Source organism: Pseudomonas hygromyciniae (assembly GCF_016925675.1).
GTDB classification, from domain to species: Bacteria; Pseudomonadota; Gammaproteobacteria; order Pseudomonadales; family Pseudomonadaceae; genus Aquipseudomonas; species Aquipseudomonas hygromyciniae.
This window is the reverse complement of record NZ_CP070506.1, coordinates 974,684-987,944: the sequence shown is the minus strand read 5'-3', so window position 1 is coordinate 987,944 and position 13,261 is coordinate 974,684. Positions and strand designations below refer to the sequence as shown.

At 53.0% G+C, this 13,261-nt stretch carries 15 protein-coding genes; 9 read left to right on the top strand and 6 right to left on the bottom strand.

What is annotated here, in order from left to right; genetic code table 11:
* Positions 1-22 precede the first annotated feature (22 nt).
* The gene (locus JTY93_RS04185; protein WP_240357269.1) at positions 23-760 is read left to right on the top strand and encodes a hypothetical protein; all 738 of its coding nucleotides are present in this window, start codon (positions 23-25) and stop codon (positions 758-760) included.
* Here JTY93_RS04185 and JTY93_RS04180 read toward each other — a convergent pair.
* Entirely contained in the window at positions 696-1,847 is a 1,152-nt protein-coding gene (locus JTY93_RS04180) for an IS3 family transposase (protein ID WP_102063847.1), read from the bottom strand. The two genes, JTY93_RS04185 and JTY93_RS04180, sit on opposite strands and share 65 nt — an antisense overlap.
* Between JTY93_RS04180 and JTY93_RS04175 the strand changes: the two genes are divergently transcribed.
* From JTY93_RS04175 to JTY93_RS04140, 8 genes are all read left to right on the top strand, one after another.
* On the top strand, positions 1,846-2,169 hold the full coding sequence (locus JTY93_RS04175; protein WP_240357268.1) for a hypothetical protein: 324 nt from the start codon (positions 1,846-1,848) through the stop codon (positions 2,167-2,169). The two genes, JTY93_RS04180 and JTY93_RS04175, sit on opposite strands and share 2 nt — an antisense overlap.
* A gap of 87 nt (positions 2,170-2,256) precedes the next feature.
* Positions 2,257-2,523 carry a helix-turn-helix transcriptional regulator gene (locus tag JTY93_RS04170; protein WP_205477996.1) on the top strand — a complete coding sequence of 89 codons (267 nt, stop codon included), beginning with the start codon at positions 2,257-2,259 and terminating at the stop codon, positions 2,521-2,523.
* A gap of 137 nt (positions 2,524-2,660) precedes the next feature.
* Positions 2,661-2,858 carry a hypothetical protein gene (locus JTY93_RS28865; RefSeq protein ID WP_240357267.1) on the top strand — a complete coding sequence of 66 codons (198 nt, stop codon included), beginning with the start codon at positions 2,661-2,663 and terminating at the stop codon, positions 2,856-2,858.
* A gap of 527 nt (positions 2,859-3,385) precedes the next feature.
* Entirely contained in the window at positions 3,386-3,670 is a 285-nt protein-coding gene (locus JTY93_RS04160) for a hypothetical protein (RefSeq protein ID WP_205477994.1), read from the top strand.
* On the top strand, positions 3,667-3,939 hold the full coding sequence (locus JTY93_RS04155; RefSeq protein ID WP_205477993.1) for a DUF3077 domain-containing protein: 273 nt from the start codon (positions 3,667-3,669) through the stop codon (positions 3,937-3,939). Before JTY93_RS04160 ends, JTY93_RS04155 begins: the two co-directional genes overlap by 4 nt.
* The gene (locus JTY93_RS04150; protein WP_205477992.1) at positions 3,936-6,824 is read left to right on the top strand and encodes a DUF927 domain-containing protein; all 2,889 of its coding nucleotides are present in this window, start codon (positions 3,936-3,938) and stop codon (positions 6,822-6,824) included. The genes JTY93_RS04155 and JTY93_RS04150 overlap by 4 nt, the downstream gene beginning before the upstream one ends.
* A 98-nt stretch (positions 6,825-6,922) precedes the next feature.
* Positions 6,923-7,765, top strand: a complete 843-nt coding sequence (locus JTY93_RS04145; RefSeq protein ID WP_205477991.1) for a chromosome segregation protein SMC — start codon at positions 6,923-6,925, stop codon at positions 7,763-7,765.
* 93 nt (positions 7,766-7,858) lie between these two features.
* A complete protein-coding gene (locus tag JTY93_RS04140) occupies positions 7,859-8,038 on the top strand; it encodes a hypothetical protein (RefSeq protein WP_191952433.1) in 180 nt (59 codons plus the stop codon).
* A 369-nt stretch (positions 8,039-8,407) separates the two neighbouring features.
* On the opposite strand, the gene JTY93_RS04135 is transcribed toward JTY93_RS04140, so the two are convergent.
* The 5 genes from JTY93_RS04135 to JTY93_RS04115 all read right to left on the bottom strand — a co-directional run bounded on the left by JTY93_RS04135 (position 8,408) and on the right by JTY93_RS04115 (position 12,815).
* On the bottom strand, positions 8,408-8,785 hold the full coding sequence (locus tag JTY93_RS04135; RefSeq protein WP_028237301.1) for an Ltp family lipoprotein: 378 nt from the start codon (positions 8,783-8,785) through the stop codon (positions 8,408-8,410).
* Positions 8,786-8,984: 199 nt separating this feature from the next.
* Positions 8,985-9,557, bottom strand: coding sequence for a hypothetical protein (locus JTY93_RS04130; RefSeq protein WP_205477990.1), 573 nt, complete (start codon positions 9,555-9,557; stop codon positions 8,985-8,987).
* Between the two features lie 257 nt (positions 9,558-9,814).
* Positions 9,815-10,093, bottom strand: coding sequence for a hypothetical protein (locus tag JTY93_RS04125; RefSeq protein ID WP_205477989.1), 279 nt, complete (start codon positions 10,091-10,093; stop codon positions 9,815-9,817).
* 318 nt (positions 10,094-10,411) lie between these two features.
* Complete coding sequence (locus JTY93_RS04120) at positions 10,412-11,992, bottom strand: hypothetical protein (protein WP_205518975.1); 1,581 nt, start codon at positions 11,990-11,992, stop codon at positions 10,412-10,414.
* A complete protein-coding gene (locus JTY93_RS04115; RefSeq protein WP_205518974.1) occupies positions 11,940-12,815 on the bottom strand; it encodes a DUF4238 domain-containing protein in 876 nt (291 codons plus the stop codon). The genes JTY93_RS04120 and JTY93_RS04115 overlap by 53 nt, the downstream gene beginning before the upstream one ends.
* Positions 12,816-13,261 lie beyond the last annotated feature (446 nt).

The following is a 13,261-nucleotide window of genomic DNA, read 5'->3' as shown; positions in this document are numbered from 1 at the left end:
TCGGGGCGGCGGGGAGACCTAAATGGAAACTGAGCTAGGTGTGGAACTAGAAATCGCCGGTGTAGATGTCGACTGTCTATTTTGGGATCTCGACGATGTTGAAAGCGCTGTTCGCACCTTGTCGTTGTATCACCAATTCTCCGAAAGATTTAGCGATGCGTTTCACTGCATCGACAACGCGATGTCCTACTGGCTAGAGGACGGCCGCTACGCTGACTGCGCAGAATCAACTACGACGAAGATGTTTCATCTTCGAAGCGTGATTGATCAGCACGTTTGTTTTTCCGAAGCGACCTCACTACCTAGAGTCATTCGAGGCGTCCTAGGGATCAATCACCCAGCCAGCGACACCCAGCTTGTAGCAACCTATGCGCTCATTCAGGCAGTCGAGGCAGTAACGGCACTTGGCAACTGGCTTTTCAACATAGAGCTGCGTCTTTACGATCTTGACTATGATCTAGTCGAACAGATCAGGCTGACTGACGCCACCCTGTATGCTTCTCTCCTCAAAAGGGAAAGGGAGCGTAGCAGCGAACTTGAAATAGAGGCCCGGGAGGAGTTCGCCATTCGGTATGGCGAGACCTCAAAAACATTGATGTTAGCTTCGCTATACCAAGAAGCTGACCACACGGACAACCTCCGGAACGACTTGAGCGCATCTCGGTTTCTGCGAACTGTGAATCGCCCCGGATTCTCTAGACACCTTGCAAGCTCATTGCGTAACGCTTTTCAAACTCTACCGGTGACAGCTGATTGTTGAAACCATGGCGGCGTTTTACGTTGTAGAACATCTCGATGTAATCAAACACATCACTCCGAGCATCTTCCCGCGTGGTGTAGATTTTTCGCTTGATCCGTTCCCGTTTCAGAAGCTGGAAAAAGCTCTCGGCCACGGCGTTGTCATGACAGTTGCCTCGGCGACTCATGCTGGCAACCAAATTGTTTGCCTTCAAAAAGCTGCGCCAATCGGAGCTGCTGTACTGGCTGCCTTGGTCGGAATGAACCATCACCTCTTGCTTCGGTTTACGCCTCCAAACCGCCATCAACAACGCATCAATAGCCAAATCACTGGTCATCTGCGACTTCATTGACCAGCCAACGACCTGCCGAGAAAACAGATCCAGTACCACCGCCAAATACAACCAGCCTTCATACGTACGAATGTACGTGATGTCGGTTACCCAAACCTTGTTGGGTTCCACAACATCGAACTGGCGCTTCAGCAAATTGGGTGAGACGACCGCTGGCTTACCGCCGTACTTTCCAGGGCGGCGTCGATAACCTGTCTGAGAACGCAGACCTTCAAGACGCATCAGCCTCGCCACACGATGACGACCACAATCCTCACCGACCTCGCGCAGATCGTCGTGGATTTTGCGATAGCCATAAACGCCACCGCTCTCCAACCAGGAATGCTTGATCAAACCCAGCAGTCGCTGGTCGTCTTTGGCGCGTACAGATTGCGGCTCAGACAGCCAGGCGTAATAACCGCTGGGATGGACTTTCAGCGTCAGGCAAAGCCGTCGAATCGAATAGTCGCCCGCGCGCTGCTTGATAAAGGCGTACTTCAGCCGCACTCCTTGGCAAAGTACGCGGCGGCCTTTTTTTAATATGTCTCGCTCTTCAGTGACGCGCTTGAGTTCCGCTCGCAGACGACGTAGCTCAGCGTGCTGATCATCATCCTGCTGCCGTTCTTCTTGAGGTTTGCTGTAGCGCTTTATCCAGGCATAGAGGCTATGCGTCGACACGCCGAGACGGGCGGCTACCTCAGCGACAGGCAGCTTCTTTTCGGTCACTTGATTGACTGCTTGGATTTTGAATTCTTCGGGATAACGCGGGTTGCTCATGGCACCTCCTGATTGGCCTCATTTTAAGGCATGGAGGTGTCTACGAAACCCGGGGCGATTCACTGCACTGGATCAGGCATTTGCAGCAAAAGCGTCGGAAAGGGCCAAAGCAGCCGGGAAAGCCAACCGCAAGCCGGGGACAGCGAAGCAAGAGAACACCAAGAAGCTTTTTGAAGAGATAAGCAAATCGGCAATAAAGCAAATCGCTATTGACCCCAAAATATCAGCGGCCGACCTCGTCAAAATACTCGTTAAACAGGGCAAGGGCTCTATACCAACCGTAAGGAAATACCTTAAGAAAGGCGGTTTTCTACCAAGATAATTTTTATGCAGTGGAAGAAAAGCAAACCATGTTTGCTTTTTTTTTGCCTCTTAGTCTGTGCCTGTCTTTCACTTTACAGGCACGACTATGACGAGCTCTATCCCCTCCAAATCCGTACACATCAAAGATCTGGCGCCCGCAACAAGGTTAATCAGAGTTACTGAAGTAATGGCCATTGTAGGCCTCGCCCGCCCCACCATTTACAAGCTCATGAGCCAGCCTGAAAGCGGCTTTCCACAAGCAGTAAAACTCACCGACAGCACCGCTCGGGGGGCGCCCGTCGCATGGGTCCTTTCTGAAGTTTTGGATTGGACTCACGCACGCATCGCTGCTCGCGACAGGGTGGCTGCATGACTCCTATGTTCCTGCCACAAACAACTTCGGACACCGGCGACTTACTCGGCATCGGCCTTCTACCTAACGTTACTGCCAAAGGCCAAGACCGCCTCCGTACATTGCGCGATGACGCCATATCAAAAGGGGCTCACGTAATGCTTCTCGTCTGGCCATCTCGCGAGTGGGTGATGCTCTCAATCGAGCCGCCAGAAGGCGTGCTGGTTGAGGATACCGAACAGCTCATTCCGAGTGTCCAGGCCAACGTGACTGCGCTGGAGTTAATGCTCACAAACTCCCGGCATGGCAATCACCTGTTCTGGATGAACTTGAGTCGTATCGCCTCCCAGCACTAACGAAAACGCCCCCGGCGGCAACCGGAGGCGTTGAGGTAAATCTACATGCCTGTCCAATTTATGCCGCATCAAAAAAAACCGCAAGCCGTCAGCACAGTTGCACTTTCAAAAAACGGACGTTACTCTCTGGCTGTCGCTGCAAATTCAGCGACCGGGTTTGACGGCCCGTTCAGACATTGGCGCACAGGCGCCCCATCACGATTGCAGGCGCTTTTTTTGTGTCTGCACATCCTGTTTATGGCGGCTGTGCGCGGGATACCTTCGGGTATGCCGGGTTCCTTTGTCCCCGGTCCGTCAACCTGCGTACAGCTGCCACCCTTATTCGTTTGACGGCGAACCGTGGTAGCTCCCCAGACAAAGGAGTTTCGCCCAATGCACGCCACCAATCCGTCCAAAATTCGCGCCGCCGCTCATCGAGCAATGGCTCTCGCCGCTTTACACGCCAACTCCAGCCTCGCTACACGCCTCTCCCGTTACAACGCCCATATGTCCAAAGCCCGAGCTCTGGAAGCCGCAGGGGGTGCCCAATGAGCATACTCCCAGGCTTTGCGCTGCCCGAGGATCTGCTCTGCGTCAGCCAAGACGCTGAAGCCGGCCTACCTATCGACGCCATCACCTGCGCGCTCGACCGTGCCGATTCAGTTCTCATGCTTTTGGAAGATCACTTAGACGGCGATAAACCCCTGCTTTCAAACCGCGTGCTGTCGTCCGTTATTTGGGACGTACGCGGCACCTTGGGCCTAATCAAAACGCTCACCATGTACGGTGATGCCTCCTCCGTGCCAATGGGCCAGAAAGGCGGTGCCCTGTGAACACTGCCAATACTCTCGGGCGTGCCGAATTCTCGTGCGTTGCCAGCGGTCCTCAAAAGCTGTTTAGGGTCAATGCTGGCGTGCCGATCGAGGACGCACTTGAGGCCATATCGCTGTTTCAGTACTACGCCAATCAACTGACCCTCGATGCAGCCATGAGTAACGAGGGCGAGCGGTTCAGTTGGCCCGCTTTCTACCTGGGCGAAATGGCAAAAGCGCTGATTGATGACGTCAACGATGCGCTGCATGCAGGGAGTACTGCGCCATGACCCAGCGCATCGGCAACACCTCAAAACGTCCCAGCTTTGCGGACGTAAAAAGCGCCGCCCTGAAGAACATCGACCGCGTCGTTACTCACTGGCTGCCAAACGGCAAACGCGTCGACGGCGGCAAGGAATACACCGCACCGAATCCCACGCGCACGGACAAACGTGCGGGCTCACTCAAGGTCAATTTGAGCAAAGGCACCTGGGCGGATTTTGCCACCGGCGATAAGGGCGGCGACCTGATCGACCTGGTGCGTTACATCGACGGCGGCACGGACGTTGAGGCCTTTAAAAAACTGGCAGATCTGCTCAGCGTTTCCGCAGGATCTGCAACCACCAAAAGCACACCAGCCAAGAGCGCAACACCGGAGTGGATCGCAATTCAGCCGATCCCGGCCGAGGCCATGAACAAATGCCCAGCCAAGCACCGGCAACACGGAGCTCCGTCAAAGGTATGGATCTATCGCGATGCGCAGGGCCAACCGGTCATGGCGCTGTATCGCTTCGACTTGGGCCCCGATGAAGACGGCAAACCAAGAAAGGTCTTTGCGCCGCTAACCTGGTGCAACCGCTCCGATGGACAAACCACACAATGGCGCTGGCAAGGCTTGCCGGAACCTAGGCCATTGCTGCGCCTGGATGAGCTGGTACAGCGTGCAGATGCGCCTGTAGTGCTGTGTGAAGGCGAGAAAGCTGCTGACGCCGCCGCTGAACTGATGCCCGAACACGTGGCCACCTGCTGGCCGAACGGTTCCAACTCTTGGCACAAGGCCGATCTGACGTCACTCAAAGGGCGAAGCGTTGTGCTGTGGCCGGATAACGATGCCAGCGGAAAGACCTGCATGGATGCCGTCGAGCTCAAACTGATTGAGCTGGGCGCCGCGTCAGTGCAGCGAATCTCCCTCGACGTGTTCAAGCTAAAGCCCAGCAGCAAAGGCGGCAAACCGACGCTCGTGAAAGGCGGAAAATGGGCAGACGGCGACGATGCAGCGGATGCAGTAGCCAAAGGCTGGACCGCAGGCCACGTCGCCGAGCTGGTGCACAACGGCGAGTTTTTCGGCAGTGTTGCTGAGCCCACCGAACCTCAAGAACCAAAGACCAAGGCGCCCGCCAAACGCCCTGCGAAATCGAAAAATGACCTGTTGCCGGGCGGCTTTCGCCTGACGCCTGAAGGGGTGTTTTATTCCGGCGATGATGGCGAGGCGCGTCCCGTGTGTTCGCCTCTCGAAATCATCGCTCGCACTCGCGACGACAAGGGCCACAACTGGGGTTTATTGGTCGAGTTCGATGACCCGGACGGCGCCAAAAAACGCTGGAATATTCCAGCCAGGACTATGACCGGCGACTTCGGCAAAGACGTACTCGGCCCCTTAGTAGACATGGGCCTGCGCCTTGCCGGAAGCCGATCAGGGCGCAATGCTCGTAATGACCTGCAGAGCTATCTCGGTGGCTTCGATAGCGCCCAGCGCGCACGATTGGTGACGCGCTTGGGCTGGCACAACAACGCGTTCCTATTGCCCGAACAACAGATCGGCTCGCACGCCGAACACCTGCATTTTTATGAGGCCGGTGCGCAGTTGCCACCGATCAACGAGGCGGGCTCTCTGGAGCAATGGCAGCAGCAAATCGGCGCCCTGTGCGTTGGCAACCACCGCTTGGCGTTTGTCGTCTCTGTGGCCTTTGCGGGCCCTCTGCTGAACATGTTGGGGCATGAGTCGGGCGGCTTCCACCTGTACGGCGACAGTTCCGGGGGCAAGACCACTCACCTGCAAGTCGCTGCTTCGGTCTATGGAGGGCCGCGTCTGGTGCGTTCGTGGCGTTCGACAGATAACGCTCTGGAGTCCATCGCCGCAGCCCACTCAGACGGTCTTCTAGTCCTGGATGAAATCGGCATGTGCGACCCGCGCATTATTGGCGAAACGGTGTACATGCTCGGCAACGGCACCGGTAAGGCCCGTGCCAATGATCGAGGACAGGCGGGCCGACAGGTGCAGGAGTGGCGCTTGCTGTTTCTCTCGACGGGCGAGAAGACGTTGGCGCAGCACATGGCGGATGCCAACAAGGAGCTGAAAGCGGGCATGGAGGTGCGCATGCTTGCGGTGCCAGCGGATGCCAGCAAGGGCCTCGGCATGTTCGATGTACTGAACGGTTTTGAAGACGCTGCCGCCCTCTCCGATGCACTCAAGGTCCGTGTAGCCAAATACTACGGCACGCCCCTCACCACTTTCCTACACGCGCTATGCGCGCCCGGAGAAATGCTCAGGTGGTCGGTGATTGTTCGTCGCACTGTTGAGCAGTTCATCACCCAAAACCTACCCACGTCGGCCAGTGGTCAGGCGCAACGCGCCGCCCTTCGCTTCGGCCTCGCCGCAGCAGCCGGGGAGTTGGCCACCGCCTTCGGCGTCACTGGCTGGCCCGATGGCACGGCCACAACGGCTGCACGCGTCTGCCTGCATGCGTGGCTGGCCGAACGTGGCGGTGCCGGTAACTTCGAGGGTGATGCGATCTTGGCCCGGCTACGGCAGGTGATCGAGCGATTTGGAGAAAGCCGCTTTACTCGTTGGGAATCTGCCGCCGCCAAGATCGATGAGCACGGCCCTCGCACGATTGATCGGTTGGGCTTTCGCAAGACCCTGGAACACGGAATGGGCGACGCCCTGCACACCACCAACACCTACTACGTGCTGCCTGAAGCCTGGAGGGCCGAGATCTTCAAGGGCATGAATATCAGTGCGGTGAATAAGGAGCTGCTGCAACGGGGCGTGCTCGAACCGGGAAGCGACGGCAAGGCGTACAGCTTGATTCGCCTGCCGGGGTTAGGACCTCAACGCTGCTATGTGGTGAAGACAGTTCCTGGAACGGATGAAAGCGAGGCCAAGGCCGCCTGATGGCATGCCTGCTGATCGAGGTAGCGCCGGCTCAATCCCGGCCTCGCCAGCCGTTCGATAACTATCCCTATCAACCGTAGTACCCAGAGACAATACAGATGAACACTATCCAAGAACTGAAAGACCGCCGCGACACTTTGACCGTCGAAATGGAGAGCATTCAGCACGACCTGGCGCCCTTCGAAGAGGCGCTGGAAAGCCCCGAGGTTATCCAGCAGGGCCGTCAACGGGCCGTGCAGGATGAAATCAACGATCACAAAAGGCGCATCGACTCTCGATCTCTTGAGATCTATCACCTGAATCAAAAGATTGATCGCCTCGAGGCACTGGCGAACCGTGAGAGCTTGGCTGCGGACTACATCAACGCCATGGCAACCTGGAAAGCCGACGAGATGGAACTCAACGAAAAGCGCACCAGTATCGAGACCCGGTTGCAGCAGGTCCGCCAGAGCGATCAGGAGGACATGGCAAAAGCTCGACAAGCTGAAACGGACGCAGCCACCGCTTATGCGCAGGCTGTCGCCTGGGGCGATGTGGAGGGCGAGAAAGCGGCCAACGCCGAAGCTCAAAAAGCAGCAAAAAACCTCACGATTGCGGTTGAACATCACCGCCGTCAACAACTGCTCATCAACGCGCTGGAGCAGGAGCTCGTGACGATTGATCAGCACATCACAGAGGCACAAAAAGAACGCGCCAAAATCGAAAACCAAGCGGCTCATCTGGCGAACACAGTGTTAGAAGAACAATGGAATGAGGCCGCGAAAGCACTGCTTGAGACAGGCGGCAAGCTGTGGGCAGCACGCAACCTGATTAGTCGTGACCCGGTCGCACTGATGAAGCTGGATATCCCCGAACAGGGCGAGCACTTTGGAAGCTGGACCTGGCGCGAACTCGTGGATCGCTCGCACCAACACAGCCTGCTTGACCTGCTGGCTGCCTAACCCAAACCTACCCCGAAGTAATCTGCGAGAGCTTGTTGCTTCGGGCCTACCATCGGTCCAATCATGAACAAACCACCACAGAACAGCGCACAGATGCCTGATTACCTGAAGGCCCGAAAGCTTCATTTAAATGGGATAATTGTCGTCCTGGCTGGCATGAAAAAGCGCAACGCTAGAGAAAACAAAGACACCAAGGTTGAGACGCTCACGATTGATGCAATCAAGGCAGAGCTTGATTTCATTGACGTTCAACTCAAAAGAAAGGGAGGGTGAGGAAGAAGCGGAAGCTTAAGCAGTTTCCGCTTTGCTAGATCCTTCCATTACAAAGAATACTCCAGATTTTTCGGCTTTCGGTCTGTGGCGGCTGCGAGCTTATGACCGCTTCCGGCCCAGAGTGTGTAAAAACGCTTCGTCAAAATTGAAGTGTGCGCATCTACGTTGAATCTGAAATTTATCGGCACGTCTGCAGATGTGGATTTCGCGTAGAAACGCGATTTCCAGTCCGGTTTTGAGCACCTGGCGCGCTCAAAAACGTTTTTACACAGCCTCGGCCAAAAGCGGACAGTTATGCAGGGTTAGCAACCCTTCCTTGTAGCTTGATGGCGTCTACGAAACTAGGGGCGATTTAAAGCACGCCGTTTTTCAGCAACCATCTGCATGTTTTGCCCCGTAGGTTGCTTGGTCCACAGTGTATTTTTCTCCAGCACTCGAGGAAAGTTGCTTAATGAGGCCTTTGCACGAGAAGCCCATCATATTGAGATACTGCTTCGCAGACCTCACCGCCTGCTGGTTCCAATCAATGTTCATGCTGTCCACTGCTATCGTAGCGTCAGAAACGTCGAAACCCTCTCCAGCATCAGATGAAAGCTGATGAATAAGCCCATTCCGTGAGAAGCCCGTCATGCTGAGATACTGCTTCGCTGATCTGACTGCATTATTTTGAGGTCCAGTCAAATCTCCAGCCCATGAGGGAGCAGCAGCAAAAAAAGTGACAGCCAATATTACTTTCAAAAAATTCATCGGAATATCTCCAGAACCCATGCAGCGCCTCTAACGGCCTTAAAATTCTTGTCTTACGGCTCAACTTTACATGACACGTCCCGTTGAAGGGGCTGAGCGAATTTCCTCGGCTTTCACTTGGTCAATCAGTGCCTGCAGCTGCGGCAATAGGACAAGAATCACGTTTATTGCGAGAGTCATTTTTTCCTTGATTACTGAGCTACCGGACGACGTTGAACTCAACAGACTCGTGGCTAACTAGACAAGCCGCCTTCTTGTCGACGCCATTTACTTTTAAGTCATAGGTTAGACGTACTGAGCCGTTCGGAGCTTCGTAAAAGCGTTGATTGGCAATTGTAGCGCCGGGCAGTTTTTCAGCCAATTGGCCTGCACAAAGAGGTTCAGCATACGCACGGGAAACCGGCTCACTCGTAGCCGGCGTGCCCATCTCGATCTGTGTCCGAGTGTAGAAGGTGTTGTAAAGCTGGCCGCTTCTCACTTCTTTGCACTGTACATAAAACTTCGGGTCCACTGGGTCAGAGTCGGTATCGGGCATCGCATACTCAACTGAGGAGCACTTCTCCTGCCTGCGGTGCATTTCAACCAGCGGAGCGAGCAGCGGTTGCCACTTAGCAAACTTGTCCAGTTTCTTACAACCTTCCCCGCAGCCACCGATCTTTTCGGGAATAGCACCAGGTGTGATCGGAGCAAGGTGAAGTACAGTTGCTGGCTTGGATTCCTGACCACAGCCGGCCAAGAGCACGGTGACGCTTAAAACGATGAGATATTTCAATGCGGAGTTTCCTTTTTCCGTCAATTAGTATTTTCGAGGCTTCGCTTTGCTGAGTTGACGCAATCGCCGTATCCACTAGCGTCCTCGCTGTCATCGTAAACTTCATCGCAGATCTGCTTCGCTTGCTGCGTCGAGGATGCTGTATGTGCCGGTGGATTGCAGGCTGAAGTATTCGCCGCAATTATCGCGGCGATAATCAAACCTAAAGCTATCAGCGTATGACGGGGCTCCATGCTTCGGTTTCCTCGAACAGTTTGTCAGTCGTTGTCCGTGCCTACCATCACTCCATCCACTGTCAGGGTCAGAAAAACAGGCCAAGTCGAGCCGTTCTTGATATCCCACACATAAAAGTGCTTGCCAGGAGTGCCCATGATCTGTGAGTTGTCCTCGACCTGGCGTCTCGCCTGCTCATCCGGCGCGATTACCTGGACGGCGTAACACGGACGGCCGGTATCTAAGTCATACGGACCAGCCTGTCGCCGAAATCGAGAGCCGGGGGGCAGAGTGATTTTGTGCTCGTTTTCGTCACTGCTCATGATCTTTTCCTCGAACTCGTTGCTGCATTGATAAAGCGTTCATAAGTCCCCGGCCAGGGACGCATCAAGCTAGGCCCAAGCAAGCTTCTTGACGGGCAATATTAAAACACCTGAAGGGCAGCAATCGGCCGAGGCTGTGTAAAAACGTTTTTGAGCGCGTCAGGTGCTCAAAACCGGACTAGAAATCGCGTTTCTACGCGAAATCCACATCTGCAGACGTGCCGATAAATTTCAGATTTAACGTAGACGCGCACACTTCAATTTTGGCGAAGCGTTTTTACACACTCTGGGCCAGAAGCGGCCATTAGAAAGTGACTATTAAACTAGGGGCGATTCAGTATTTGTATTTGAAAGCGCAATGCCATACACCGATCTAACTTTATTTTCGTACCGCATACAGCTTGATCTAACTAACAATCGCTGCACGCTTGCGTCATACAGTCCACCGCTAGGGGAAAGTATTTCTAAACTTACAATCTTGTCATGCTCATAAGCTTGAAGAATTCTCTGCTGCAGCGTAGCAGCTTGATTAGTCAGTCTTGATATTTTTGAGCTGTCGCGATCATCATTCAGGACTAAATTATTCGCGCTTTTCAAAAAATCTCTACACTCCGAGAATAAGCCATTGCTTTTACGAAGATTTTGTAAAAAATCGTAATCAACTGGAAGTGAGCAAAATTGGCCTAGCCCGCTGTTCCATGGGTAGTTAACAATTCCTTGGTCGCGGTGTTGCGCCGTAATTAATTCACGCCATCTTGAACTACTATCCGTGACCAAAATCGAGCCGGTTACTTGAGCTAAGAATAATGCCATTTCGTAGTTCGGCCCCATTCGAAATTGCATGAACTGTCCTCCCTCAGGATAGTCCAGCTTTTGTAACAACATTAGCGGAGAAGATTCCGCTAGTAGCTCTAGTTCAGACACAGCTGTTTCAGCATCCTCGTGCGTCAGCCCGAAATCATGAACCAAAAACTGAACTCTCGCCTCGCTCGGCATCATGGCGGTCGAATTAAGTAGATCGTCCAGTTGCAGTTTATAGCCTACCTTTAAGTCTTCTACGCTCATAGCGTCTTTGGTGCGATTTTTAGACCGGCCTCTCGCCATTTCTAACATTGCGCTCATTAGAGCACTGTCGAAATCAGAGGGGTCGGGAATAAGGTTTACTAATCCATGCGCAATGAGTGGCTCTATATCAAGCATGAAAAGAAATTCTTTTAATGCTTGATACTTGTACTTAGCTGGCGATTGGATTGGGCTGAATTCTGGGCGAATATTATTAGGATTGGTAACAGGCGTTTGTATAAGGAACTCGTCAAAAAAAGATGCAGCTGGTAATGCGTTATCGCTTATGACGCGAACGTCCAATATTCCGCTATAAAGCGCCCGAAATTTACCGTCCGGCTTCGGCAGCATCGCATAAATGTCGGTGCTGCGAGGCCAAAGAATCCCGTAAAATTTATAAATTTCTGAAATTTGTTCGTTGGTCAGCTCTCGACGCACGTCTTGCCAACACTTACCATTGCTGAGTCCTAAAACTTCTCGTATGCAGTTGCAGAATGCTAGGTTTCGCTCTCGAACGCTGGCGACACTCCACGTCGTTCGAAGCTCGATCGGAGTGTTCCGGCAACAGTTTTTATACTTTCGGCCGCTACCACAGCCACAATTCCCGTTCCGGCTAATAGACTCCTCGACAATATTCTTGTTTAGAAACTCATCGTGGGGCTCGGTCCGCCCGAATGCATCTTGGTAGTGAACGGAGCCATCAGCAAAAGAGGCGTACATTTCTCCACCAAACCTGTAAATCATATCTTTTGGCGGAAGTAATAAACTTTTTAACTCCGCCCAGTCAGCAGTTATTTCTAGTTCTGGATAAAGCCACTCTTCTTTCCCAGCAGCCACAGACTCGGCTCTGCTCTTGATAATATAATTTATTTTTTGTAACTTCCTCTGAGGTTAGATTTCGGGAGTTGATGAACTCAATTGTATTTACGAGGCTTTGACGAACACGATTAGCGTTTGTGCGTGGCTCGAGTGGGTCGACCGCATTAGGGTTTTTAGCAAATTCCAAGTTTGTGAGAATTAAACAGCGATTCTTATTTAGGGGGAATATTGTCTGAGATCCTTTCAGTGCTATATCTGGGTCGCTAGGGTACTCGCACATTAGTGAATCGGGCGGGCAAGCGTAGTTATAAATGGTGACCGGATGATCTGAAACAATAAATTTAACGTCAGAGTTTTCCGCGGACACCAACTCGCGGACCCCTTCCGCCCACAGGGTGCAATGTATGGATCGTAGCGATTGCATCTCTGTCATGAGAGAGAGTTGGCTTAGTTCAGGGTATTTGCTTTGAATCCAATCCAGACCTTTCGGCGTTCGCAGTTTTTGAGCATCCAGATACGTAAAAAAACTTTCAAAGTTATTATGCCACTGAGACTGATCGTTTGTTGAAAATGCCCGAATGGCCTTGGAGCCGCTGTCGTCAATGGGGCCAAACAACTTTTGCTCTATGTCGTCGTTAACCTCGTCACCAAAAAATGTAGAGTAAAGATCTTTCCTATAAAATTGTTGAGCTGGGGTGCGCCACTTCTTCGAATATATCGTTTCGTTCTGCCCGTTTCGAACAATATCCCTGCGGGTTAAGTAGCAAAGTTTCTCTCCAGCGTCGATAAAGCCCTTCTGATGCCATTGTGCTACGAAGTGATTATCTCTGGTCTTAGTCATTACGGTGGGCAGTCCTTGGTGGGAGGAGCGGGCAGGCCCCTAAAAGATTGACATCGGCTAGAACGGCGCTCGCCCTGTGGGTTTAGCCCATACTACGTTTTCTGCTATTAAGCGGCACGCCGTCAACAGTTGCCGTATCCAGCGCCGATAACTGCGCATCCAATACGCCGTTCTTCCCATCGCGTGGAGTTACTTGTCTATCTCCAATCTCCTGAGCGAGCACCGCGATTTACGCCGCCAAAATATTCGTTACAAAGCCGAGTGAATCGCCCCGGCTTTCGTAGACACTCAGTGACGGCTTTTGGCCGGAAGCGGATATTCGGGAGTAACCTCTTCCTCATCAATCTTGCATAGCCTTCCACCTGATAGCGGTCATCACTGACAGATAAACGTTGTAGATAAAGGACTTAAGCTGCATCATAAGAAAGAACATGCCTCCATAAAGA

What these genes read in the sequence shown, in the direction of transcription:
- JTY93_RS04185 (WP_240357269.1), top strand. Translation starts at nt 23, where the DNA reads ATGGAAACTGAGCTAGGTGTGGAACTAGAAATCGCCGGTGTAGATGTC.
- JTY93_RS04175 (WP_240357268.1), top strand. Translation starts at nt 1,846, where the DNA reads ATGGCACCTCCTGATTGGCCTCATTTTAAGGCATGGAGGTGTCTACGA.
- JTY93_RS04180 (WP_102063847.1), bottom strand. Translation starts at nt 1,847, where the DNA reads ATGAGCAACCCGCGTTATCCCGAAGAATTCAAAATCCAAGCAGTCAAT.
- JTY93_RS04170 (WP_205477996.1), top strand. Translation starts at nt 2,257, where the DNA reads ATGACGAGCTCTATCCCCTCCAAATCCGTACACATCAAAGATCTGGCG.
- JTY93_RS28865 (WP_240357267.1), top strand. Translation starts at nt 2,661, where the DNA reads ATGCTTCTCGTCTGGCCATCTCGCGAGTGGGTGATGCTCTCAATCGAG.
- JTY93_RS04160 (WP_205477994.1), top strand. Translation starts at nt 3,386, where the DNA reads ATGAGCATACTCCCAGGCTTTGCGCTGCCCGAGGATCTGCTCTGCGTC.
- JTY93_RS04150 (WP_205477992.1), top strand. Translation starts at nt 3,936, where the DNA reads ATGACCCAGCGCATCGGCAACACCTCAAAACGTCCCAGCTTTGCGGAC.
- JTY93_RS04145 (WP_205477991.1), top strand. Translation starts at nt 6,923, where the DNA reads ATGAACACTATCCAAGAACTGAAAGACCGCCGCGACACTTTGACCGTC.
- JTY93_RS04140 (WP_191952433.1), top strand. Translation starts at nt 7,859, where the DNA reads ATGCCTGATTACCTGAAGGCCCGAAAGCTTCATTTAAATGGGATAATT.
- JTY93_RS04135 (WP_028237301.1), bottom strand. Translation starts at nt 8,785, where the DNA reads ATGAATTTTTTGAAAGTAATATTGGCTGTCACTTTTTTTGCTGCTGCT.
- JTY93_RS04125 (WP_205477989.1), bottom strand. Translation starts at nt 10,093, where the DNA reads ATGAGCAGTGACGAAAACGAGCACAAAATCACTCTGCCCCCCGGCTCT.
- JTY93_RS04115 (WP_205518974.1), bottom strand. Translation starts at nt 12,815, where the DNA reads ATGACTAAGACCAGAGATAATCACTTCGTAGCACAATGGCATCAGAAG.